Raw genomic sequence first — 23,132 nt, 5'->3', positions numbered from 1 at the left:
ATTACAGCCCGTTAATGCGTGATAAATATTGATGTGTCAGCATTTACGAAAGTTATGGTTACCAATTGTAAATTATCTCGTTATAAATAGCGAGAATTCAGATAAATAAAATCACATTTTACCTAAGACATATTTTAATTACCCGAGGGTACACAGCTTTCCTCCAGAGGTGCAACACTTCTGACAAGACGTGCACAGCTTCCCACCAATTCAAGATCCAGAGTTATCATTTTCAGTTCACCTCCCCTCATTTGGACATAAAGTGAGAATTCAATCAGTGTTTTTTCATCCGTGACTGGCGAAATGGAATCAAATCTCATGCGTCCTGGGTACGATTACTCGCCCCATCGAACACCCTTGTTTGCAACGCCTTTGTGGTCTGTATCCTGCAGACCCGAACAGATTCGATATTGATCAGTTTGATCCCCCCAAACTTCTTTGTATACTTGTACGTTTTTCAGTTGTGGTCTTACTCCCTTTATACGCAGGTTACAGGCACCCCTTCATCACGTATGATAATATATATATACAAAGACATTCGGACTAATTAGGAGTGAGCTGATTATGACCTTTTATAGAAAAGTTGCGAATAGCGATATTTTTAAAAAAGGAATTGACTTGCCAAAAAATCTTCAGAATAAGGAAGTGGAAATCTTGATTTTTCCGGTGAAGAAAATAAAGAAGGAAGTAAACTCAGTAAGAAGGAAAACTCAGCCAAAGGAATGCTGGAAAAACATAAAAACACTACCCTTTTAAATCAAGAAAAGAACGCCTGACCTAAAGCGGTGGAAGAAAAATATGAAGATTATTGATGCAAACATAGTTTTACAATATTTGCTGAATGACATAGAAGAAATGGCTGAAAAAGCAGCAGAACTGATTAAAAATAATGAGGTCTTTATTCCGAACGAAGTTATCGCAGAAATTGTTTATATGCTACAAATCGAGAACAAAGAGATTAGCAAAAACCCTGCGGCATATTATTAACACTGAACTTATTCAAGTAGATGAAAAGCACATAATTAACAAAGCTCTCGATTTATTTGCTGAGCGAAGGATAGATTTTGTCGACACATTCCATTATGCTTATCAAAAAAATTAGGAACCATGAAGTATACAACTTTGATAAAAAGCTTAACAATCTTCTCAGATAATCAAAATGCAAAATATAAAGTATTGTAAAGCCCGATGAATAAGACAACTATAGTATCATAGTATATAGCGAATAGCAGTGTAGAGCTTCAGCTTACACTTAAGGGGACTGGATGCGTCTGGTGCTCTTTTAATTATGTCCGGATTTCACAACGGTCAACCGCCCATCCGCTTATGTGGTTACTATAAAATAGGATTATAGCTTCTGATTCATGGAATATCTATTAATATACAAAACATAGTGGTATCTTACCCCCAAAACCCATTTCCCCCCTTCACCAATCACCTAATTTCGCATAACCTATAATGATATTCGTCTAAAGGGGGGGGATTTACATGTTACAACAGCCTGCCATCATACAACCACGCTCCTATATTGACAACCAGCGAAACATCCAGATTTACTATCCAGTAGTGACAGGACTGAACAATCCAAATGTTCAACAGCATATTAACCAAACCATTATGGCACACCTGAATCAACTGCTAACAGAGTGGAATTTTTATGAACCAACACTTGTGGAAATGCAGTGCTGGTTTGAGGTAAAAACGAATGAACGCGGCATTTTAAGCCTTGCGCTGTACGTATATTCATTCTCAGGTGGAGCGCATGGTATGACAGTTATTGACACACTTACCTTTGATGTAACTACAGGAAAACGTTATACATTAGATGAGCTTTTCAAGCCTGATTCCAATTACCAACAAGTGTTACTGAACATGATCAAATTACAGGTGAAGGAAAGAGATATTCCTGTCATCAATGAGCCAATTGTTTTACCTGGTAATGAAAATTTTTATATCGCAGACAAAAGCCTTGTCATCTATTATCAGCTTTATGATCTGGCTCCATATTATTTTGGAATTTCATATTTTCCGATAAGTGTATATGCAATCAGTGACATTATTGATGAAAATGGACCGCTTGGTGAAATGTTAGGGTCTTTTTAGAAGCATGGGGAGAGTTCTCATGCTTCTTTTATTCTACTACGACGCTGGTTTTATTGCTTGCGACTTTAGATTCTTCATGAAAATTCCAAGAGAAAAGTAACGACTCAATCCGCTTTACTAATTCTTTCAAGTGTTTTTATATTATATAAAAAACTGCTGGAATTCCAACAATCTATTTCACCAAAGTTCTCTAACACCACCACAATTGATTCCTGTTAAAAAAGCTAATCTATTTTCCAGTTATCCAATCTAAAACTAGGCATACACACATTTCCAACCCCCACCATACCCTATATAAAATGCCTGGAGGGGAGCTTATATGGATAAAGAGCAAAAAACAGAATCACAAGTTCCACGTAACCGCTCAAAATGGAACTTGTTTGAAGTTATTGGTGTCTTGATTGTCATAATTTCACTCATCGCACTTTTTCTTGCCCCTGACTCTCTATCACAACTATTTGATACCATTATCAAAGAAGTGAAACCTGTAGTTGTAGACACCTTTTTAACAAGCGAAGTTGGTATTGCTGTCATTGTCAGTGTAATCGTTGGTCGGATTCTGGAGCGCTTTGGGTTTACAGATGGATTAATCCGTCTCTTCGTCCCAATCATGCGTTGGTTTAAAATCAATCCATCTGTCATCATTCCCAGTGCATACAACATACTGGGGGATATTAATGCTGCCGGAAAAATTGCGGGTCCCATCCTTGTAAAAGCAAAAGCAACAAAGGCGGAACAAAAGATAGCAGTTGCTACCATGATTCAATCACCACAGTCTTTCGCTACATTTGTACTTGGTCTGATCGCTTTAACAATCTTTGGTATAAATGCATTTCCACTCATCCTGTTATCGATATTTGCACCATTAATCGTCGTTCCTTTCATCTTATCTAAGACAATTTATCGTGATACCAAAAAAGTTACCCTTGATGAATTACCACGATTCACACCTAAAACTACATTTTTAAATACGATTTTTTCATCTGCTAAAGAAGGAACGGAATTACTTCTTTTAGTCATTATTCCAGCTGTAACGGTAGTATTTATTTTAATAGGGATATTAAAATTCGCTGGTATATGGGATTCAATTGAAGCAAGTATGGCCTCTATCCTTACGTTAATCAGCATTGAACCTGGCACCGGAATCGTTTCTTTTCTCGTTGCACCTACCCTCGCTGTAGCACAACTTGCTGATTTAGCCGCTACCATTGATCCACGTTTAATTGTTGGATCCTTTGTACTCGCAAACTCGGGTCTTCCTATATATGTTATTGTCGGTCAAATTCCCGCCATTTGGGCTGAATCAACTGACTTACGCGAAAAAGAAGTCATTACTGCGGCTCTAGTTGGAATGATTATCCGGATTGCAACAGCGTGCATTCTTGCATATGTCTTAACACCGTTTTTGGTGGCGTAAATGACTAACAATTATATAGTTCATGCTGGAAAAATTGTAACTGTAAGCAGTTTAGGTACCATTCACGATGGAGCAATGATTATTAAAGACGGTAAAATAGCTGAGGTTGGGAAGTGGAATACGTTACAAAGCCAGTTCCCTTCACTAACTGTCATCGACTATTCCAATTATGTCATTACACCTTCTTTGGTAGACTGTCATACGCACCTGCTGGAATTTGCTCCGTCATCCTTATATCCAGTTACACCAACCACCCATCTACTGACAGGAAAATCAATCTTACTACATGCATTAAGATCGGGTATCACAGCACTTGGTGAACAGGTATGCGGACATCCGAATAGTGACTTTTCTATCACTGATTATCGTCATGCCGTGAAAGATCTTCCACTTGATATTTCATTCGCTGCCACAAGTATCTCCATCGGATTTAAAGAATTGGTACATTTTACAGCGGTAACGAAATCAAAGGCAGTTCGTCAAGAGGATCTGTCAGACCCGAAAATTATAAAAGATATTGCCAAACAAAATGATTACCCAGGTGAAAACCTATTTATTAATGCGACACCAGCAAACTTTACAACTGATAAGGTCCCACGTGCTGGGGAAATCATTTATACGCTTGAGGAATTAAAGAGCATTGTAAAAATCTACCATCAATACGGCAAACAAATTGGCGTACACGTTGCGGGTAAAGAAGCAATTGAAATGACATTGGAGGCAGGTGTTGATGTTCTCCATCATGCACACGGAATCACGGATGTACAGATAATTAAGGCAAAACTAAAAGGAGTAAAGATTGTTGCAACACCGATGGGCGGATCTCATTTGGAACCAAATTCTCCTGAGAACATCTTGAAATTGGTTGAAAATAAAATTGATGTATCCATAGCAACCGATGCCTATTTACCAGCCTATCCGAATGTGGATTGGCTACCCTTTAAAGATCAATCCTTACAGGGACCGGATGTTTTCATAAAAATCGCTCATTCTGGAATGAAGCTTTTACAAGAAAATGGGTTTGATGAAAACGAGATACTTGCTTTGCTGACAGCAAATCCTGCAGCTATTTTAGGAAAGGGAGATCAATTTGGTAAACTGCAGCAAGGTATGGATGCGAATTTTCTAGTGACGCCTGGGATTCCGGGGTTAGAGATTACAGATGTGGAGAATGTAAAAATAGTGTATTTTCGGGGGAATAGGGTTATTGACAGGTTGAATGGATAAAAAGTGGGGGACACGAAGTAAATCTTGACAACCCTCGCAAATCTATCAATGTTTCTTTCTAACAAGTCCTCAAAGTTGATAATCATCATAAATTATTTGTTTTAAAATGGTATTTTTCATTTTAAAACACCAGCGGCAGAGTTGGGTCTGCTACTGGTGTTATTTACACTATTGTCTGATTTCCTTTTCATGTTTCCCATTCGGCAAAATTCAGGTAGTGGCACCTCTACAACCTACAACTACCCATCCAACAACCCCAAAAACATCTCCCCCTTACTCGATATTGTCGTCCCTCTCCTCCCCTTCTGCACATTTAACAACCCAAGCTTATTCAGAACCTCTATCCTCAGCCTTAACTGCTGATCTGTAAGTGTATAACCCTCTTGCAAAAGCAGTTCCTTCATCGTCCTTCTTCCATAGGATTTATGCTCACTTTTCCCTTGTTGGAACAAGTTTAATAAACGGATACTCTCTGAAAGGAACCCGTGAACTTCAATTTGACTGACAATATTTTCCACGTCTGTCTCCGTAAGTGATCCAGTATCACGCTTTTCCTGATTTCCGCCCCGAAAGTAAAGTGGTAAGGAATCGGGTGTTATATGCATGCTGTCTAAGCAAACGCAATAGGAAATCACATTATATAGCTCCCGGATATTTCCTGGCCATTGATAATGATAGAATGCTTGCATCGCTTCCGCTGAAAAGGATAATTCCTTCTTATTAAAATGGCTTATAAATTTTTCAATTAAATGCTTGATATCCTCTTTTCTTGCTGAAAGTGAGGGGACTTTTAAAACACATGATGAAATATAGGAATAGACTTCTTTATGTATGCTTCCATTCTTTTGCAGCTCATCCACATTACCGATCGTTGAGGTAATGATGCGAATATTTTTTCTATCTGTATTGAATTTGATGAACTTCAGAAAATCCTCCTGTAGGGAATAAGGAAGATGCTCTAGGTTTTTCATATATAACGTCCCACCGGTTTTATCGTCTACAACCCCTTTTATCTTCCCATCCTTGGAACCAAATAACTCCTCCCTCATTGAACTGGATTCACTCTCTGCACAGTTATATACATAAAAAGGTAGATTAGCGAATCGTGATTCATTATGGATCATCTCCGCAATCATTTGTTTTCCCGTTCCTGCTTTGCCTTGGATATGGACAATGGTAGCTGTTTGGGCAATTTTCGTGGCAATTTCGATTGTCGATTTCATGAAAGCGGAATTAGTACTCAATTGATTAAACGTCCGGTATTGATTTTCGTCACTGAAAGATGCAGCAGGACGATGTTTAATTCCATCATTATTGGATAAAAGAATCATTGCTTTTATATAACGTTCTATCAGCAGCCAATCGTTTAATTGGATTTGAAAGTATTTTTTTACCTGAAATAATGTTTCTATTGCAATCACTCTTGGGCCTATGTCGATAATATCCGGAAAACCTTTCGGGATCAGGTTTGTTTCCCCAGGTGTCACAATGAAATCAACATGCACAAGGTTAGGCTGCTGGTCGGTATAACCGCTATACTCATGCTCTGGTGCAATTTGTTTTAACGAACGGACGGTTTCAGTCGTACTGGTTTCATTATCATTGATAATCAATAGATTCCGCTTCGACTCTAAGTAAAATAGCTGCTTTAAATTAACTGTATTTTCGGTTCGTTTAGCGACAATACACACAGACTCTAATGGTAAAAATGGCTTAATCAATCCTTCTATTTCTGCAGTTGTTAGTAAAACAACATCACTTGGAAGGATAGAATTCGCATGTATTTCTTTTAATGTGATCGATTTGATCGTCAGCAGTGTTTCGAAAATATATTCTAATTGTTTTGTTAGGTGAAACAGATTTTCTTCCTGGATCCCGATAACAAGTAATCTTTTCTTCATGAGGCTCCCCCAATCCATCTTTATTCCTTTATTTTACCTTATAATACTTTCAATTCCTATTGCAAGTTCATTTAATTGGTTGAAATGGGTTGTATTGGTTTCCGATATGGTTTATAATTCTATTAATAATTTGATGATAGATAATAATAAGAAAATTATAGCTCATCAGTTGATTTTTCAATGGAAAATACTAATTTTCCACTTTCAGCAAAATCCGAAGAACTTCAAATGGAAAGGAGAATCATTGTGATAACGCTTATAACAAACGGGGAATTGTATGCCCCTGATTATCTTGGACAACAATCCATTCTTATTGTTGGTAATAAAATACTGAAAATTGGAGAAATAAATGCGGATGATCTATCGGGTTTAGCCTTAGATGTTGAGGTGATTGATGCCACTGGTTTAATCATTGCCCCAGGATTCATAGATCCACATGTACATTTAATTGGTGGTGGGGGTGAGGGTGGTTTTGCCACAAGAACGCCTGAACTCCAGCTGAGCAGCATTATCAAAGCCGGCATAACGACTGTTGTCGGTGTGTTAGGCACGGACGGAACGACAAGACATATGACTTCATTACTGGCAAAAGCAAGGGGCTTGGAAGAGGAAGGAATTACCACCTATATTTATACCGGAAACTACCATATACCTACCCCAACGATCACGTCTTCGGTAAAGGACGATATCATATTGATTGATAAGGTAATTGGTGCAGGGGAAATTGCCATTTCTGATTCACGATCAGCTCAACCCTCTATTCATGAAGTTGCAAAATTAGTTGCTGAAGCTCGAATCGGTGGGTTATTAAGTAAGAAATCCGGTGTTACCCATTTTCATGTAGGACCAGGAAAAGAGCGGCTGGCATTTTTACATGCTTTACTGGAAGATTACGAGATTCCACCAGCCAACATTTATGCCACACATATCACCCGAAGCAAAGAGCTTGTCGATGACGCGATTGCTTTGGCTAAAAAGGGCGCATTTGTAGACATCACAGCCGATCATGAAACAGGAAAATGGCTTGAGTATTACTTGCAAAATAATGGGGATAAGAACCAGTTGAGCATATCCTCTGACGGGAATGGCAGCCTGCCTAAATTTAGTGAAAAAGGGGAATTAATCGGGTTTGGAGTAGCTTCACAACAAACATTGTTCGACCAAGTAGTTTCTGCTGTGAAAGAATATGAACTACCACTTAGCGATGTGTTGCCACTAGTAACCCGAAATCCGGCTAAAGCACTTCGCCTTCCGCATAAGGGAATCCTAAAAGAAGGATTGGATGCAGATATGATTATGATGGATAAAAATACATTGGAGCTTGAACATGTTTTCGCAAAAGGACAGCACATGCTGGAAAATAAAAATATGCTTGTAAAAGGAACATTTGAATGAGTGGGTGAACATGGTGAACATGGGGACGGTTCTTTTGTTTCAGTTTCCATTATTTTGAAACAGTAGAACCGTCCCCACGTTCCACCCCACACCCCCGTTCCATGAAAGGATGATGATTATGAAAAGGAAACCGACATTACTAGAGGCCTTCATACCAATCGTTACCATGTTATTGCTACTTGCGATTGGGTATGGTGTTTATGGGTTAAGTCCAGAACCACTGCTGATATTAGCCGCAATGGTTGCTGGGATTATTGCACTTCGTGTTGGTGTTAAATGGGACGAAATGATGCTCGGTATCCGCGAGAAGCTGGATATGGCAATGCCGGCCATTTTAGTGCTTATCTCGATTGGTATTTTAATCGGCAGCTGGATGATAGCAGGAACGATACCAATGATGATTTATTATGGCCTGGAGTTGATTAATCCGAGATTCATTGTGCTCATTGCATTCATTGTATCTGCAATCATCTCGATTGTGACCGGTACATCCTGGGGATCAGCTGGAACTGTTGGTGTTGCGCTGATGGGGATCGCAATCGGGTTAGGTGCATCCTTACCCGCTACAGCAGGTGCTATTGTCGCAGGGGCTTATTTCGGGGATAAATTATCACCGCTTTCCGATACAACGAACCTAGCACCGATTGCTGCAGGAAGTGAGTTATATGAACATATTAAACATATGCTTTATACGACCATACCAGCTGCAGTAATAGCAATGATTGTGTATACCATTGTAGGATTCAATTTGTCTGCAGAAGCAGTCTCGACCCCAGAGGAAACTGCGATCATGCTTGAAACATTAGCTGCCATGTTTGATTGGAATCTATTGCTGTTATTACCGCCAGCAATCGTGCTTTACGGTTCCATCACAAAGAAACCAACATTGCCAACAATCATTTTTTCATCGATTGCCGCTGGCTTGCTCAGTCTGTTTTATCAAGGGTTTTCCATCGTTGATATTTTCGCTTCCACTGTTACAGGATTTGATGTCAGCATGGTCAACAAACCTGGCTTCGATGCGGAGGGTGTGATTTTCGAAGTAACCAGACTCGTGAATCAAGGTGGAATGCAGTCCATGACAAGTGTTATTCTCATTGCTTTTAGTGCCTTTGCATTTGCAGGGATTATTACGAAGGCCGGGGCATTAGAAGTAATTATGGAAGCCTTGCTAAAGATTGTTAAACGAACAGGTGACCTGATTTTATCAACGGTTGCCTCCTGTATTACGATGGCTTTGGTTACGGGGAACTCCTACTTATCCATCATTGTCCCAGGGGAGCTTTTTAAAGATACGTATAAAAAGAAAAAACTGCATGCTAAAAATTTATCAAGAACGTTGGAAGACTCAGGAACTGTTATCGTACCACTAATTCCCTGGTCATCTGCAGGCGTTTACATGGCAGGAGTGCTTGGCGTTTCCACACTCAGCTATGCACCATGGGCAATTCTTTGTTACGCAGGATTCATTTTTGCAATTATTCTGGGATATACGGGGATTGGGATTGCGAGGATTGAGGAGGAGGAAGAAGCTAATTAGGATTAATGGTGGCTATCACGGTGTAACGCATAATAGCCACCATTTCTTCATAGACTATTAGTACTTTATAAACGTAAGGATTGATATTAATGATGAGCGATAAAGGAAAATACATCGCCAACCGTTACCTTGATAGTAAACAGGAAAATGAGAAAAATAAATTTTTTAATGGTTTTCATTTCCAAAAAGGAAAAAGAGTAGCTCGCCCATTCTCATCATTCTATCCCGAACCAGAGAACATACAAAAAAAATCCGTTGATAGTTAATCAGCGGATTTTACTTTTATAGCTAAGTTTAAATAACTCATTGATGGATCTAGGTTCGTTCTTCATTTCGCCAGACTGTTTCCTATTACCATATCTTTGTAAAATTATCCGTTCTTGAGGAGACAATTTCTTCTGGTCATCTACACTAATATTTTCATCTTTTTCGTTTACTGGCATAGAAACTCCTCCTTTTTGTTTTTTATACCATAAAATTTAAGCTTTTAATGAAACTAAAAATTATAATCACTTTCGTCTTTATCTTATCTTTATTTTATTTGAATACAGCTGAAAATTAAATAGAAGCATAACAATCAACCATTGCTACGCTTCTATCTATCTATCTATCTATCTATAATTTCCTATAAATTCTTTGGCAATCCTATCACCATACTTATACTCCAATCATTCCGGCAAACCATACTGGGACAAGGAACCCGCCTCTTTGTCCCATCCAGCTTGGAACTCCGAGAGTTGAGAGAGAAACGCTAAAGTTGAGAGACATTGTCGCAAAGTTGAGAGATAATCAAGATTTATACAGTTATCTCTCAACTTCCAGGGGTTGTCTCTCAACTATTTATGAGTTTCTCTCAACTTCCAGGGATTTTCTCTCAACTATTTACCTGATTCTCTCAACTTTAGCAAGTCTGAGGCTTCCACGAACTGACAGGCACTAGAGCTACGCAATCTGCCCCCGCCCCCTCTGAATTTTACTCAAGCCTACCACCGCAACAACCAACAACATCGCCGTCAAAACAACTGTCCACGCATTCCCCGTAACCCCTGCTACAATAAATCCAATAAATGAAACACCCCCATTTAGCATCGCATAGGGAAACTGGGTTTTAACGTGATCAATGTGGTCAGCGCCAGCACCTGTTGATGATAGTAACGTTGTGTCCGAGATGGGCGAGGTGTGGTCGCCAAACATTCCACCTGAAAGAACGGCACCGATACAGACAAGTAAGTGTGCATCTAATGTAACCGCCATCGGGATTGCGATAGGAAGCATGATGGCGAATGTTCCCCATGATGTTCCGGAAGCTAGGGACATCACGGCACCTACAAGGAATAATAGGCCAGGAATAATAAAGATCGGAATATTCCCATCCACCATTTCAACAATATACATGGCCGTCCCCATTTCACTGATAACTGTGCCCAGTGCCCAGGCAAGAATAAGGGTAAGGGCAACATAGGTCATCCGCTGCATACCGGATGTATAAATATCGAATATCGCATTGAACTTTTTAATCTTATAGACTAGCATTAAAATAATGATGGTTACTGCCGCAAACAGATATGCCGTCGTTAGTGAAATCCTGAAGTCACTTCCTGCAACCTGTTCAAACGGGAACCCGTATGAAATCATTAATCCAAATAAGGTGATAAACAGTACCAAAAGTGGCAGCCAAATCAGAATTGCTTTGGACCCTTCCGTATACTTCTTCTTTTCGTCTGGTTTCCTTAGTGGTTTTGATTCTGGCCAGTACAATGCTCCAGTCTCCCGTACCCGTTTTTCCGCTTTTGCCATTGGTCCAAAATCCAAATTTGTCACTGTAACAAGTGGAACCATGATCACCGCCATGATGGCATAAAATTGAAATGGAATGACCCCGACAAGTGTAGTGAATTCAGACGTTGTCATCCCGATTAAATCAAATTCACTTCGGATTAGTCCCATAATATAGACACCCCAGCCAATAAAAGGAATTAATACGGCAACTGGAGATGAGGTCGAGTCAATAATCCAAGCCAGCTTCTCTCTTGAAATCTTCAGCTTATCAAATACATTTTCAAAAACAGGTCCAACAATTAATGGGGTACCTAAATCAGAGAAAAAAATGATGATCCCACCAATCCAGGCAGAAACCTGAGCTTTTGCACGTGTATTGATGTATTTAATCGCATGATAAGCAAGCGCAGCACCACCACCCGAATTTTCCATCAAGGCCACAAAGCCCCCGATGAAGAATAGTAGCACAAGTATGCCAGCATTGTATCCATCCGAAAGCTGTGGATAGATGTAACCCCCGATGGTTGACATCGTTGCCTCCAGCGGATTTCCCCCTACCAGAATCAATACACCGATAAATACACCAGAAAATAATGAAATAACTACATTTTTAGTAATAATTGCTAAAATCACCGCTATAATTGGCGGAATTAATGATATGATCCCCATGTGTTCCAACGTGAATTCTCCCTTTCTGTGATGTGAGTTGTGTATATTTATACATTTTAGTGTAAAATTATACAACCCAGTATACTACTTACTTTATAATTTGACAAGGGATTTAAGGAAACATGGGGACGGTTCTTTCGTTTCACTTCACAGAGGAATTACCCACTCGTATCATGCCTTGCGTTAAGCTCTATTTATCAAACTAGCTGAAACTCCCAAAATCCTTGCAGCTTGCCGTTGTGATATACCATTTAATTCCTTCACTTTCCTTAATAAGTTATCTCTTTCCATTCTAGGCAAACTCTTAACTTGCGCAATCTCAATAATTCCTAACATATCCCTGATAGCCGATCTTGCTTCTTCATCCGTCATCCTCATTTTATATTCTTCCTCTAGACAAACGTCACTATTTTTTCGTTCATTAAATTCTTTGAATCTATCTCTCGCATCTATTACATCATTAGAAACTAATCCTAAGACAAAATCATAGTCTAACAAGCCCATTGGGTAGCTTTTTTCACCATAATAAGCCTGACAGCTGCTCCATTTCCATTCAGCAACCTGCTGAACAATCCTTGCCTTCACAGGATTTTGATGTATATAACGAATTACTGCAAATAAATATCTTCGTGATTCCACATTCTCACTTCTATAACGGTCTTCAAATAAATGACCAGTTGTACTATACTTAGTGTTATAATAATGGACAAAACTTACACTGAATCGTTTTAAGGTCAATGATAGTTCTTCATTTCCTTCTTTCAACAACAAATGTACATGATTATTCATCAAGCACCACGCTAAAACCTTCATCTCGGAGGTTTGTTTATATCTGAGGATTGTTTCAAGAAACTTCATGTTGTCTGCTTCATCGTGGAAAATCTCTTGTCGATTGGCACCCCTGTACATAACATGATAAATACCACTTCGACTCTTAGTTCTTGGCTTTCGAGGCATATCATCACCACTTTATAAGTATTTTTTTGTAACATGGGGACGGTTCTTTCGTTTCACGAAACAAAAGAACCGTCCCCTCATCTCGTCTCGCCATATATTTAAGATAAATAATTAATAGAAAATAGTCAAAAACGTATGAACCCCTGCTAATTAGATTTTATGCTACCTTACTCTGTTTAAAATTACTTTTCACAACACAAAAAAGGGTATAAAATTCAATTATCCTCCAAATTTATTAAAGCAAAATCTATTTTCAACCATTTTCAATTTTTTTGTGAAACGGGAGAACCGTCCCCATAAATCGAGAGGAGATTTTTCATGGAGAAACACAAATACGTAATTGGTATGGATATTGGAACGACCAGTGCAAAATCAGTTATTTTCCAGAAAAATGGTGAAGTGGTTACAGAACAAGAGGAAGTCTATCCGGTGCATCATCAGCAACCGGGATGGGCAGAACAGGATCCACTGCAAATTGAGGCAGCTACGATCGAAGCAGTCTGTAAAGCAATGGATAAAGCAAACCTAAGTGAAAAAGAGATTCTTTCGGTTGGATTATCGTCTGCTATGCATTCGTTAATTTGTGTGGATGCAAATTGGGAACCGCTTTCCCCCTCAATCATTTGGGCGGACGTACGCAGCACTGATATAGTTCAAGAGTTGAAGGTTAATGGGGATGCAGATGCAATTTATCATCGTACCGGTACGCCAATTCATCCCATGTCTCCACTTACCAAATTGATATGGATGAAAAATACGCGGTATGAGGCATATCAACACGCTCATAAATTTGTCTCTATAAAAGAGTTTTTAACTGGCAGATGGTTTGGCATAGCAGCTGTTGATTACTCGGTTGCATCTGCTACTGGAATGTTTGATATTCATCAATTCCAATGGAGTCCATACGCTTTACGTCTTGCAGGCATTTCTGAAGATCAGCTTTCATCCCCTGTGGAACCGACTTATTTATTCACTGGCCTTAAGCCAAAAGTAGCTAAAGCGATGAAACTATCGAAGGACACTCCGTTTGCTGCGGGTGGATCAGACGGAGCATTAGCGAATATCGGCATCGGAGCCATTGATACTGGAGAAACTGCTATTACTATTGGAACAAGTGGAGCAATCAGGCAAATTGTGAACACTCCACAAACAGATGAATCACAGAAAACATTTTGTTATGGGATTTCTTCTGATGCTTGGCTCTTAGGAGGGGCAACAAATAACGGTGGCAATGTACTCGACTGGCTTCACACTATAGTTGAAAAAGATCCCAACATCAAAGGCGATGCGTATCAAGTGCTGTTATCCATGGCTGAACAGGCAAATCCAGGTGGAAACGGGCTGCTATGTCTCCCATTTCTAAACGGAGAACGCGCCCCATACTGGGATGGCAATGCGAGGGGAAGCTTTATCGGTTTGTCCGTGCAACATCAGCCACGCGATTTAGTTCGAGCAGGTATAGAAGGCGTCCTTTTCAGTTTGTATAGTATTCACGAAGCTATCCATACCCAGGGATGTTTAACCAATGCTCTGTATGCAAGTGGAGGGTTTGCCAGGTCACCTTTTTGGGTTCAGCTGTTGGCAGATATTTTTCAACAAAAAGTACAAATCCCGAGATCGTATCAAAGTTCGGCTTGGGGTGCTGCCTGGTTCAGTATGATTGCAATGAGTGAAGCGAAAGATCTTTCTTCTATTAAAGACTGTATTCCAATGAGTGAGCCTTTATATCCAGACAATACCCATCATGAAGATTACATGCGACTTTATCGAATATATCGTCCATTATACGAATCCTTGCAAGAAACATTTGATCAGTTATCTCGTATACAAAAGTGATGAACGGGGACGGTTCTCCCGTTTTCTTCCGTTTTTTTATAAAGTGTACAACTTCGTTTAATAAAGAAACGTTAAACGCTGGCGCATGTAACAGTGCGACTGCCCGTCGCACAAAAAGAGGGATAAAGTAAAATTATCCCCCAGATTAATAGCCACTCCGCACTCCGCTATTTAGTATGGGAGCAAAAGGTGGTTTAAGAGGTTGTATACGGTGTGATAGACATGATAGTATGATAGTATGATAAGCGTGAGTCAAAATCCCTTGATACTGCGGCTTGGCTCGTGAATCATGCCCGCAAAGCTCCCGCGTCAACCCGACTACGAATCTATCTTTTGGATTAGCAGCCAACACTAAATAGCAAGGAACCGATTTATAAAAGTCAAAATCTACTTTCTATCATTTTTAAATGTATTTATGAAACAGGAGAACCGTCCCCTTGAATTGGAGGCTAGACTATGGGTTGGTTTTATTTAATTTTAGCCGGATTAGTTGAGATCGTTTATGCGGCTTCTATGCCAAAAACAGATGGTTTTACTAAACTTTGGCCAAGTATCTTCACCATTCTTTTCATCGCTATAAGTATGTATTTATTATCACTGGCCACTCGTACGATTCCGATTGGAACAGCCTATGCTGTTTGGGTCGGAATTGGAGCTACTGGCACAGCAATATACGGTATGATAATGTTAGACGAACAAAGAAGCTTTATTAAAATAGTTTGTTTGCTATTCATTATCATGGGAATTGTAGGTTTGAAATTATTTTCCAACCCGAATCCAACCAGTTATACTGAATAGAACCCACCAAGTAGCCAACTCTGTGGGTTTTCTAATCAGTTCTTATTTACCTCGTTTACCTTCCTTCTCCAAGAAACCGCCTATAATAACACATACTCTAAATGTTCCTCAACATTTCTCCCTTGATATGAGTTAGATAAAAAATCTAAGGATAGACTTAGATAAGAATTCAAACGCTAAATATAGATAAAAAAAAGGCCTCTTCGCTATTAAGTATGGGAATCGAAGTTAGATTAGGAGATTTTATATGGAGAGGCGGGCATGATAGCATAGAATGTGTGAGCCAACATCCCTTGATGCTTGGCGGCTTGGCTCGTGAATCATGCCCGCAGAGGCTCCATGTCAAATCGACTATGATTCTATCTTTTGACTTTACTCCCAACATTAAATAGCGAAGAGCCAAAAAAAGCAGTTTTTATCTAATCATACTAACTGATTTGCTTTGATGCTAGAATATAAATAGGACAACCCAAATAGAGAAATTTCCTAGCTTAATACAGTACAATATTATTAACTCGGGGAGATCGTGATATGACAAAACACAAACAATTTAGTGCAGAATTTAAGCAAGATGCAGTCAATTATTATTATTCATCGGGCAAAACCTTAGGTCAGGCGGCAAAGGATCTAAAAATTGGTGAAGCTACACTCGGAAAATGGGTATCAGTCGCCAAGAACAACAATGGCGTAGTTGATCACCGAGGTTCCGGAAGCCATGCGTCCGATGCTGAGAAGGAAATTGCCCGCCTTAGGAAGGAATTGCGAGATTCGCAAGATGCTCTAGAAATCTTAAAAAAGGCTAAAACATCACCATTAGGGGAGGAAAATTAATTCAAATTAGATTTAGAAATGTTGATTGAACTACCTAAAAACCTGATGATTTGCGAAGAAAGAACGGTTTTCCTTTTCTTTGTAAATCATCAGGGCATCAAGCGAAGCGCGGTAGTTACACAAACCAGATGTTTTTCTAACCCACAAAGTGTATAGAACATTTAGAAGGGTGGATCTAATTTTATCTTGAAAGGTCAAAGGGTACATTACACACTGCTGGCCTATTTTAAACCAAATTAAATCTAAGGAATTTCTACATTTAACTTGTCCGATTTCTTGACATAAGACCAAGCAGCCAACACTAAATAGCAAGGAACCGATTTATAAAAGTCAAAATCTACTTTCTATTATTTTTAAATGTATTTATGAAACGGGAGAACCGTCCCCTTGGCCACACCCTTGGCCACAGTCCAGCTGTACTGGCACTATGAAGCCAGTGGAGTTTTCCTGCGGTCCGTACTCCCGATTCGTCAAGGTGAATGACAGGTTCATTCATCAGTTGCTCTTTTACCTGTTCTTCATAAGGAGCCAGACGCGAATGTAACTTTTCATTGATATTATAAAGCGTCCCTTCGCTGAGTCGGTGACCAGTCAGATCCTCAAACAGGTCGCAGATCCGATCGGAAGGGAGCAATTGATACACACTGCAGTAACTGGTAAACGCTTTTACCGTATTCCCATACTGTACGGGATTTGGGACATCATCAGGAAACGTAGCCTGATTGACGTGCTGACATTGCGGACAGCATTTGCTCTGAGCTTGATGTTCCGTTACTTCCATGTAGGAAACAATCTCAAACACCTGTCGTTTCTGGTAGGCATCACTGCACACATCCTCCAGAGATTGCTGACATTTTTGACAGGTTGATACCGTATGTTGAACGATACGATCAGGTGCATCTGTCATTTTTAACCAGTTTCCTTTGTGCCCAGCCTGTCCGCCGCTTTTTTTATCACGCTTGCCCCGAAGGCTTTTGGGCTTAGCTGTAGGTTTGTTATATCCATCACTTGATGGCGGTCTGCTGCTATTGCGGCTGTTTTGATTTGTACGGCCCTCTAGTTCTTTTACTCGATGTTCGAGTCGTGCAATCTCATCGGCGAGAAGTAGAATAAGGTCCACAACGCCATCCGGATTGGTTTTCATATCTTCTTTCAGTTTTTCTCGATTAAGGTTTATATCCATCAGATTCCGTCCGATTTAAGAAATGGTATCTTTACCATAACATAGCCCAAACTCTTACGTATAAAACAGTGTGAAAAAATAGTAGAGTCATTATGTCCAATGGGATACTGATAATTAATAAATTTGCAGAGGATACCTAAATATCGATAAATGCGTAAGAGCCATAGCCCAAAAAATAAGTCCAGCAAAATTTTATTTAACATTTCAAAGTTACACCTAAGTAGTTACCTTTTATTTAATTTAAAAGGCTGCAGGATCTATGGTATTTCATTGGTCATAGCAACTTTAATATCCTTGTATTTTATGAGGAGTTTAAAATTCGACATACCTTGACACAAACCGAGAAGTAACAGGCACCTAAAAAGACCTGGATGTTTAAAATAATAGTTTAGAACTTTCTCTTTAAATTCTTTTGAATACCTTTTACCACTTATTTCCTAACCCACCCTATATGTTTAATCTAACAGCTTCGCTCATTTAGTGTCTACTATAAGGGGATAATATCTCTGACCCCAAAAAACAAAATATTGACTTAGTACTAAATCACGTTTATAGTCAAGTTAGAGTTAGTACTAAATCAAAAAAGGAGTTTACATGAAAAAGGTTATTGGTGGGGCTGTTTATAATACCGAAACAGCGAAGAAAATTTACGAAAAGGTAACAGTAGAGAATGAATATCGTAAAGGTGCAGAGGTAACAAAGTTAACACAGCTTTATAAAACAAAAAGTGGCAAATATTTCTTTTACACAGCTAGTACATTTATTACTCCAGTGGCTGTGGATGATGATGCTGGCGCCGATGCGATTGATCCTCCTCTAGAATTGAAGGAGGTAGCAGATGTGAGAATTATACCCATTCCCTATGAGACCGCTTTTCAATATGCAAGTGAAATAATTTCTGACCCTGATACAGATGAAGCTTCAATCAAGAAGATTGGAAAGTACTTTCAAGAGCTTGTAGCTAATGGGGTCGATAAAAATAAAAGAATCCAAAAAAAATTTTATATTTCAGAGAAAACAAGCTGGTACTTAGAAATGCTTTTAGTTAATAGTGATGAGACGAATAGCAGTATGTTAGAGAAGCTAGTTTTTGAGGAATACAAAAGACGTTATCAAGCAGGCTTTTTCAATGAAGACCCGTTTCATGAATTAGAAGATTAAGAATGCCATTTTAAAAGACTTGTGATATGAAATCAAGAGAAAGTTTAAAACAAACTTTTCAAGAGAAAAGGGCACACTTAACGAAACCTGCACCCAATCGAGAACGGGCGCTCTTGCCAGGAATGCTTCTTAAACACTGGCTTTCTGGTAAAATGATGCAAGAATCCATTTATGGTGTTGGCGACTGATGCCAAGTCAATCCAAGCACCAAACGGTAAGAATCGTGAATGGCTTTTTGAAGGGAAATGATCTGGATGGCATTTACGAGGAAGTGGAAGATTTTATTTTATAGCTGCCATTAAAAAAATGAGGGTAATCTATCCAATTACGCACCTGTAGAATGGTTATAGTAATGATGGACTACAACCTACTATTTTTTTGGAAAAACGTTATATTAGAACTACTATTACTTAGAAAATCAGACAAATGAACGAATGGAGGAGATGGGGAATGATGTTATGTAAAAAATGGGTGAGCCTATTCACGGTTCTTATTGCTGTACTTTTTTTGACAGCTTGTGGGGGTTCTACAGAGGATAAGATCATAGGAAGCTGGAAAGCGGTTGCTGATGGAGAGACAGGACAATACATAGAGATAAGTGAAGAAAGGTTAATTAACAGATCTGAATCTGTGAGTGCTGAATACATACTGACTGAAACGCAAAGCGATACCTTCATGATAGAAATAATCAATCCAGAAGATGGTGTACCAATCCCTTTCTTTGAGGGTTATTTTGAAAGTAAAGATAGAATAAAAATTGTACTAATGATGGGTGAACCAATAGATAATGCAAAGTTTATTAGGGTAGACAACATAGAAGAAGAACAAGCAAAAGAAGAAAAAGCAAAAGAAGAAGCGGAAGAAAAGAAACGTGCTTCAAAAGATGCTGAAAGACAAAAAGAGCAGAAGAAACAAGCAAAACAAGAAGATGTCGTACAGGATGATGCAGAAACAGTAGAAGTGAACGATGATTGATGAATTAGAGAGATTTAAGGCAGAATCAGAATATATAATGGAATTGATTGATGAAGGAAGATTAGGGGAAGCTAAGGAGCGATTAAATCTATTAGGTGCGCCAATCACATCGCAGGAATATTCAAGCAGTCTGCGTGCAATGGACGATATGATAGAAAGTGCGAAATATGAAAGGGAGCAGGAAAGAAAATCCCCAAATTACAGCAGCTTGAAAGAGGAATACACGCATAAAGCAAGGATGCTAGATGAAGATATTGAACAAAAATATAAAGGCGACGTTGCAATCGGTGTTTATGGAGATTATCTTGATGATTGGGATGGATTACTAAATGAAGTATGGGGCGTTTTAGCAGATACAATGCCAAAGGTTACATTTGAACAGTTAAAACAAGAACAAATTGATTGGGTTCAAGAAAAAGATGCAAATTATGAAAAGGCTCGTGGTGAAATTGATGCAAAAGATAAATTAACCAATACCACGAGAGAAAGAACCTACTATTTAATTGAAAATTATTTAGATGAGTAGATAAATGTGATGTACTGTAAAACTCTTGTTTTTAAAGATTATTGCGGTAATCAAAGACAGGTTGAATGGTTTAAATTCACCTTATAAAAACTTACGAATAATTTTCAAAAAGGATAAGACCAACCTACTTATTTTTCAAGACAGTCATTAGTATTACAATAAAATTTTCAGTAAATTATTGACTAAACTAATAGTAAAGGAATGAAAAAGAGGTGAAAATAAACAATTAAGGAGTTTCTGAACAGTTAAGACCCGATCTGTTATTATCCTGACTATTATTTTGACACAATTGCAATGAATAAACTGGTTATTCAAATGAAGTGGATAAATATGGTAGCACGATATAAAAAGGTCTTGATTGAAGTTTCTAGTAAAATATAAAGTAAATAGGAGGTAACATATGAATAGCATATACGAATCACGGATATGGAAGAAATTTGGAAATGGAAAGACGTTACACTTTATAGTTTATACTTGGATTTTTGCTACCATATTTAATAATATTGCGGATAAAGAGTTAACCAAATTGCTAAATGCTAATAATGAAACAATTTATACATACAACTATTCGTTCGGTGCCACGGGTCTAATACTTGTGATTCCCGCAGCATTGCTTAGTTTATTGATAGTAATAGTATTGGTCAAAATAAGAGACAGAATTTTCCCGAAATTGACTACATATAAGGTCATGGTATTCCTACTAAAATTTATCAAATTGCTATGGAAAGCTGTATCCCTTTTAGGGGCTGGTGTAGTATATCTCGCATTTATTCTCGCAAGTTTATTTTCTGATAGTGGTGGCCGTTCTTCTTCTGCTGGAGGTAGTTATCATTCTAGTGGGGGAGTTTCTGGGGGAGGTTCAAATAATTCGGATAGTAGAAAGGAATTAAAAAAGAAAGCAGAATGGAAAGCAAGGCAATTGCAAAAAGACGCTGATCACGCTTATAAACATGCAGGAAAACAAGCTCAATATAATATCAATTCGCCTCATTTTGACAGCAGACTCAATAGGGCAAATGCAAAGCAACGTGAAGCTAATGAAGCAGCGAAGAGAGCACAAAAACTATAATAATGTACTTAAGGGATCTTAAAATATTAAGCTCCTAAATCAGAAAAACCTGAACATAGCTTTATACAGATGGCCCTTACGCAGACTCTTTCTCAAATAGGGTGATAGATATCAAGAAATGGTTGCAATTTATTAACGGAAACGCCCTTAAAGGGGTAAGAAACTAGGATTGATTCTAATTCTAGATGGCTCAGCTGGCTGTATCATTGGCTTTGAGAAAGATCCCTCTATTTTATTATAGGCAAAATTCTATGTTCAGCAAAAACCGGCTTTTGTAGGCTATTTTTTGAATTATATATGGATGAGAACTTTGGACTGTCAAAGACAACATGACTCTTATCTAAATAATCATTTTTGACTAGCATCTCATTCCTCCTTGAATCAATATGTAAACTTACTTTCGTACAGAGTAGATTCTAACCCTATTTCCCTGTATTTTCGGACTAATAGCAATTAATAAAATATTCATTGCATAAAAGTATTTTTTTATGTAATCAAAAAATAAGGTGCGTTCCGTTAACGAAAACGCACCAATCTTTTACTCCAATTCAGATACTTTCACAATTGCTTTCCCTAGGTTTGCACCTTTAAACAAGTCAAGAAATGCATCAATTGTCTGATCGAATCCATCAGTAATGGTTTCTTCATACTGCAATTTTCCTTCTTGCAGCCATGTTGCTAATGCTTCTGATCCTTCTTTGAAACGGGAAGCATAATCGCCAACAGTAAATCCTTTCATCAATGAACTTGTTTTGATCAAGTAACTTTGAACGCGTAATCCAATATCAGCCTGTTCATTATTATATGCCGAGATCGCTCCGCAAACTGGAATACGTGCAAATTTATTTAGTAATGGAAGTACAGCATCACCTATTTCTCCACCTACATTTTCATAATACACATCAATTCCATCAGGGCACTTTTCATTTAAAGCAGTCTTCACATTTTCTGTTTTATAATTAACCGTGGCATCAAACCCAAGTTCGTTCTCAAGGTAATTTATTTTTTCATCCGAACCAGCGATCCCGACAACACGCGCACCTTTAATTTTTGCAATCTGACCGACAACTGACCCAACGGCACCAGCCGCCCCTGACACAACAACCGTTTCACCTTCTTTAGGATTTCCTATATCCAACAATCCAAAATAAGCGGTTAACCCTGTCATACCTAGCACACTTAAATAGGCAGAGGCCGGCGCAAGATTCGTATCGATTTTTCGAATAGCAGTGTCTTTCGCAACTGAATATTCCTGCCACCCGAGTGAACCAGTTACAACATCCTTTTCTGCAAACTTAGCAGATTTGGATTTGACGACTTGACCAATCACACCACTTGTAATTACGGAATCCAACTCAAATGGCGGAATGTAAGATTTCACATCATTCATTCTGCCCCTCAAATATGGGTCAACCGAGATATAGATGGTCCGAATAAGCACTTCACCTTCTGCCGGTTTTCCAATCGGTGCTTGAACAAATTCAAAATCCTCTTTTACGGGTGTACCTACTGGCCTTTTCACAAGTTTAATTTGTTGTTGCAAACCAATCATCCTTTCTAATATGTCGATTACTTTCAACTATACAGGTACAATCATTTCGTATCCAACAATAGGAATTACTAAACTCAAAAGCGCAAGCGCCTTAAGGGCATGACCTGCTTAAGTCTCGAGTAGCTAATCGCTGAAGCTGGACGTGATTTACAATGTTAACAAAAAACTGTTAATATTCAATCTCCATTAACTTAATGGAGTTAAATACTAACA

At 38.6% G+C, this 23,132-nt stretch carries 21 protein-coding genes; 15 read left to right on the top strand and 6 right to left on the bottom strand.

Annotated elements, in window-relative coordinates; translation table 11 throughout:
* Window positions 1-798 precede the first annotated feature (798 nt).
* The 4 genes from AC6HVZ_RS07025 (at window position 799) to AC6HVZ_RS07010 (ending at window position 4,747) form a co-directional block, all read left to right on the top strand.
* Complete coding sequence (locus tag AC6HVZ_RS07025; RefSeq protein ID WP_497557441.1) at window positions 799-987, top strand: PIN domain-containing protein; 189 nt, start codon at window positions 799-801, stop codon at window positions 985-987.
* Between the two features lie 501 nt (window positions 988-1,488).
* Complete coding sequence (locus AC6HVZ_RS07020) at window positions 1,489-2,103, top strand: DUF3298 and DUF4163 domain-containing protein (RefSeq protein WP_497557440.1); 615 nt, start codon at window positions 1,489-1,491, stop codon at window positions 2,101-2,103.
* A 319-nt stretch (window positions 2,104-2,422) separates the two neighbouring features.
* Window positions 2,423-3,520 carry a hypothetical protein gene (locus AC6HVZ_RS07015; RefSeq protein ID WP_497557439.1) on the top strand — a complete coding sequence of 366 codons (1,098 nt, stop codon included), beginning with the start codon at window positions 2,423-2,425 and terminating at the stop codon, window positions 3,518-3,520.
* Complete coding sequence (locus AC6HVZ_RS07010) at window positions 3,521-4,747, top strand: amidohydrolase family protein (RefSeq protein WP_497557438.1); 1,227 nt, start codon at window positions 3,521-3,523, stop codon at window positions 4,745-4,747.
* A gap of 239 nt (window positions 4,748-4,986) precedes the next feature.
* On the opposite strand, the gene AC6HVZ_RS07005 is transcribed toward AC6HVZ_RS07010, so the two are convergent.
* Entirely contained in the window at window positions 4,987-6,648 is a 1,662-nt protein-coding gene (locus AC6HVZ_RS07005; RefSeq protein WP_497557437.1) for a sigma-54-dependent transcriptional regulator, read from the bottom strand.
* A gap of 180 nt (window positions 6,649-6,828) precedes the next feature.
* Between AC6HVZ_RS07005 and iadA the strand changes: the two genes are divergently transcribed.
* From iadA to AC6HVZ_RS06990, 3 genes are all read left to right on the top strand, one after another.
* Entirely contained in the window at window positions 6,829-8,043 is a 1,215-nt protein-coding gene (gene iadA, locus AC6HVZ_RS07000; protein WP_497557436.1) for a beta-aspartyl-peptidase, read from the top strand.
* 118 nt (window positions 8,044-8,161) lie between these two features.
* Window positions 8,162-9,583 (top strand): Na+/H+ antiporter NhaC, encoded by a 1,422-nt coding sequence (gene nhaC / locus AC6HVZ_RS06995; RefSeq protein WP_497557435.1) that lies wholly within the window; start codon window positions 8,162-8,164, stop codon window positions 9,581-9,583.
* 89 nt (window positions 9,584-9,672) lie between these two features.
* Window positions 9,673-9,849, top strand: a complete 177-nt coding sequence (locus tag AC6HVZ_RS06990) for a hypothetical protein (protein WP_497557434.1) — start codon at window positions 9,673-9,675, stop codon at window positions 9,847-9,849.
* Here the strand turns inward: AC6HVZ_RS06990 and AC6HVZ_RS06985 are convergent, their stop codons facing one another.
* The 3 genes from AC6HVZ_RS06985 to AC6HVZ_RS06975 all read right to left on the bottom strand — a co-directional run bounded on the left by AC6HVZ_RS06985 (window position 9,850) and on the right by AC6HVZ_RS06975 (window position 12,988).
* A complete protein-coding gene (locus tag AC6HVZ_RS06985) occupies window positions 9,850-10,026 on the bottom strand; it encodes a hypothetical protein (protein WP_497557433.1) in 177 nt (58 codons plus the stop codon).
* A gap of 499 nt (window positions 10,027-10,525) precedes the next feature.
* Window positions 10,526-12,031, bottom strand: a complete 1,506-nt coding sequence (locus AC6HVZ_RS06980; RefSeq protein WP_497557518.1) for a Na+/H+ antiporter NhaC family protein — start codon at window positions 12,029-12,031, stop codon at window positions 10,526-10,528.
* Window positions 12,032-12,214: 183 nt separating this feature from the next.
* Entirely contained in the window at window positions 12,215-12,988 is a 774-nt protein-coding gene (locus tag AC6HVZ_RS06975) for a transposase (RefSeq protein WP_497557432.1), read from the bottom strand.
* A gap of 318 nt (window positions 12,989-13,306) precedes the next feature.
* Here AC6HVZ_RS06975 and AC6HVZ_RS06970 point away from each other — a divergent pair, with 318 nt between their 5' ends.
* The 3 genes from AC6HVZ_RS06970 (at window position 13,307) to AC6HVZ_RS06960 (ending at window position 16,453) form a co-directional block, all read left to right on the top strand.
* On the top strand, window positions 13,307-14,824 hold the full coding sequence (locus AC6HVZ_RS06970) for a gluconokinase (protein WP_497557431.1): 1,518 nt from the start codon (window positions 13,307-13,309) through the stop codon (window positions 14,822-14,824).
* Window positions 14,825-15,280: 456 nt separating this feature from the next.
* Window positions 15,281-15,622 (top strand): DMT family transporter, encoded by a 342-nt coding sequence (locus AC6HVZ_RS06965; protein ID WP_497557430.1) that lies wholly within the window; start codon window positions 15,281-15,283, stop codon window positions 15,620-15,622.
* A gap of 531 nt (window positions 15,623-16,153) precedes the next feature.
* The gene (locus AC6HVZ_RS06960; RefSeq protein WP_497557429.1) at window positions 16,154-16,453 is read left to right on the top strand and encodes a transposase; all 300 of its coding nucleotides are present in this window, start codon (window positions 16,154-16,156) and stop codon (window positions 16,451-16,453) included.
* 337 nt (window positions 16,454-16,790) lie between these two features.
* Here the strand turns inward: AC6HVZ_RS06960 and AC6HVZ_RS06955 are convergent, their stop codons facing one another.
* On the bottom strand, window positions 16,791-17,636 hold the full coding sequence (locus AC6HVZ_RS06955; RefSeq protein ID WP_497557428.1) for a DUF6444 domain-containing protein: 846 nt from the start codon (window positions 17,634-17,636) through the stop codon (window positions 16,791-16,793).
* Between the two features lie 594 nt (window positions 17,637-18,230).
* On the opposite strand from AC6HVZ_RS06955, the gene AC6HVZ_RS06950 reads away from it, so the two are divergent.
* From AC6HVZ_RS06950 to AC6HVZ_RS06930, 5 genes are all read left to right on the top strand, one after another.
* Window positions 18,231-18,797 (top strand): hypothetical protein, encoded by a 567-nt coding sequence (locus AC6HVZ_RS06950; protein ID WP_497557427.1) that lies wholly within the window; start codon window positions 18,231-18,233, stop codon window positions 18,795-18,797.
* 26 nt (window positions 18,798-18,823) lie between these two features.
* The gene (locus AC6HVZ_RS06945; RefSeq protein ID WP_497557426.1) at window positions 18,824-18,985 is read left to right on the top strand and encodes a hypothetical protein; all 162 of its coding nucleotides are present in this window, start codon (window positions 18,824-18,826) and stop codon (window positions 18,983-18,985) included.
* 265 nt (window positions 18,986-19,250) lie between these two features.
* On the top strand, window positions 19,251-19,772 hold the full coding sequence (locus AC6HVZ_RS06940; protein WP_497557425.1) for a hypothetical protein: 522 nt from the start codon (window positions 19,251-19,253) through the stop codon (window positions 19,770-19,772).
* Window positions 19,765-20,298, top strand: a complete 534-nt coding sequence (locus AC6HVZ_RS06935) for a lysozyme inhibitor LprI family protein (protein ID WP_497557424.1) — start codon at window positions 19,765-19,767, stop codon at window positions 20,296-20,298. The genes AC6HVZ_RS06940 and AC6HVZ_RS06935 overlap by 8 nt, the downstream gene beginning before the upstream one ends.
* Before the next feature lie 400 nt (window positions 20,299-20,698).
* Window positions 20,699-21,367, top strand: a complete 669-nt coding sequence (locus AC6HVZ_RS06930) for a hypothetical protein (RefSeq protein ID WP_497557423.1) — start codon at window positions 20,699-20,701, stop codon at window positions 21,365-21,367.
* A gap of 538 nt (window positions 21,368-21,905) precedes the next feature.
* Here the strand turns inward: AC6HVZ_RS06930 and AC6HVZ_RS06925 are convergent.
* Window positions 21,906-22,919, bottom strand: coding sequence for an NADP-dependent oxidoreductase (locus AC6HVZ_RS06925; RefSeq protein ID WP_497557517.1), 1,014 nt, complete (start codon window positions 22,917-22,919; stop codon window positions 21,906-21,908).
* Window positions 22,920-23,132 lie beyond the last annotated feature (213 nt).

Source organism: Oceanobacillus sp. NCCP-135, from assembly GCF_059698015.1.
This window is presented reverse-complemented; position numbering and strand designations above follow the sequence as displayed.

Bases quoted from the DNA above. Each gene is read 5' to 3' on its own strand.
- AC6HVZ_RS07025 (WP_497557441.1), top strand. From the start codon at position 799: ATGAAGATTATTGATGCAAACATAGTTTTACAATATTTGCTGAATGAC.
- AC6HVZ_RS07020 (WP_497557440.1), top strand. From the start codon at position 1,489: ATGTTACAACAGCCTGCCATCATACAACCACGCTCCTATATTGACAAC.
- AC6HVZ_RS07015 (WP_497557439.1), top strand. From the start codon at position 2,423: ATGGATAAAGAGCAAAAAACAGAATCACAAGTTCCACGTAACCGCTCA.
- AC6HVZ_RS07010 (WP_497557438.1), top strand. From the start codon at position 3,521: ATGACTAACAATTATATAGTTCATGCTGGAAAAATTGTAACTGTAAGC.
- AC6HVZ_RS07005 (WP_497557437.1), bottom strand. From the start codon at position 6,648: ATGAAGAAAAGATTACTTGTTATCGGGATCCAGGAAGAAAATCTGTTT.
- iadA (WP_497557436.1), top strand. From the start codon at position 6,829: ATGGAAAATACTAATTTTCCACTTTCAGCAAAATCCGAAGAACTTCAA.
- nhaC (WP_497557435.1), top strand. From the start codon at position 8,162: ATGAAAAGGAAACCGACATTACTAGAGGCCTTCATACCAATCGTTACC.
- AC6HVZ_RS06990 (WP_497557434.1), top strand. From the start codon at position 9,673: ATGATGAGCGATAAAGGAAAATACATCGCCAACCGTTACCTTGATAGT.
- AC6HVZ_RS06985 (WP_497557433.1), bottom strand. From the start codon at position 10,026: ATGCCAGTAAACGAAAAAGATGAAAATATTAGTGTAGATGACCAGAAG.
- AC6HVZ_RS06980 (WP_497557518.1), bottom strand. From the start codon at position 12,031: ATGGGGATCATATCATTAATTCCGCCAATTATAGCGGTGATTTTAGCA.
- AC6HVZ_RS06975 (WP_497557432.1), bottom strand. From the start codon at position 12,988: ATGCCTCGAAAGCCAAGAACTAAGAGTCGAAGTGGTATTTATCATGTT.
- AC6HVZ_RS06970 (WP_497557431.1), top strand. From the start codon at position 13,307: ATGGAGAAACACAAATACGTAATTGGTATGGATATTGGAACGACCAGT.
- AC6HVZ_RS06965 (WP_497557430.1), top strand. From the start codon at position 15,281: ATGGGTTGGTTTTATTTAATTTTAGCCGGATTAGTTGAGATCGTTTAT.
- AC6HVZ_RS06960 (WP_497557429.1), top strand. From the start codon at position 16,154: ATGACAAAACACAAACAATTTAGTGCAGAATTTAAGCAAGATGCAGTC.
- AC6HVZ_RS06955 (WP_497557428.1), bottom strand. From the start codon at position 17,636: ATGGATATAAACCTTAATCGAGAAAAACTGAAAGAAGATATGAAAACC.
- AC6HVZ_RS06950 (WP_497557427.1), top strand. From the start codon at position 18,231: ATGAAAAAGGTTATTGGTGGGGCTGTTTATAATACCGAAACAGCGAAG.
- AC6HVZ_RS06945 (WP_497557426.1), top strand. From the start codon at position 18,824: ATGAAATCAAGAGAAAGTTTAAAACAAACTTTTCAAGAGAAAAGGGCA.
- AC6HVZ_RS06940 (WP_497557425.1), top strand. From the start codon at position 19,251: ATGTTATGTAAAAAATGGGTGAGCCTATTCACGGTTCTTATTGCTGTA.
- AC6HVZ_RS06935 (WP_497557424.1), top strand. From the start codon at position 19,765: ATGATTGATGAATTAGAGAGATTTAAGGCAGAATCAGAATATATAATG.
- AC6HVZ_RS06930 (WP_497557423.1), top strand. From the start codon at position 20,699: ATGAATAGCATATACGAATCACGGATATGGAAGAAATTTGGAAATGGA.
- AC6HVZ_RS06925 (WP_497557517.1), bottom strand. From the start codon at position 22,919: ATGATTGGTTTGCAACAACAAATTAAACTTGTGAAAAGGCCAGTAGGT.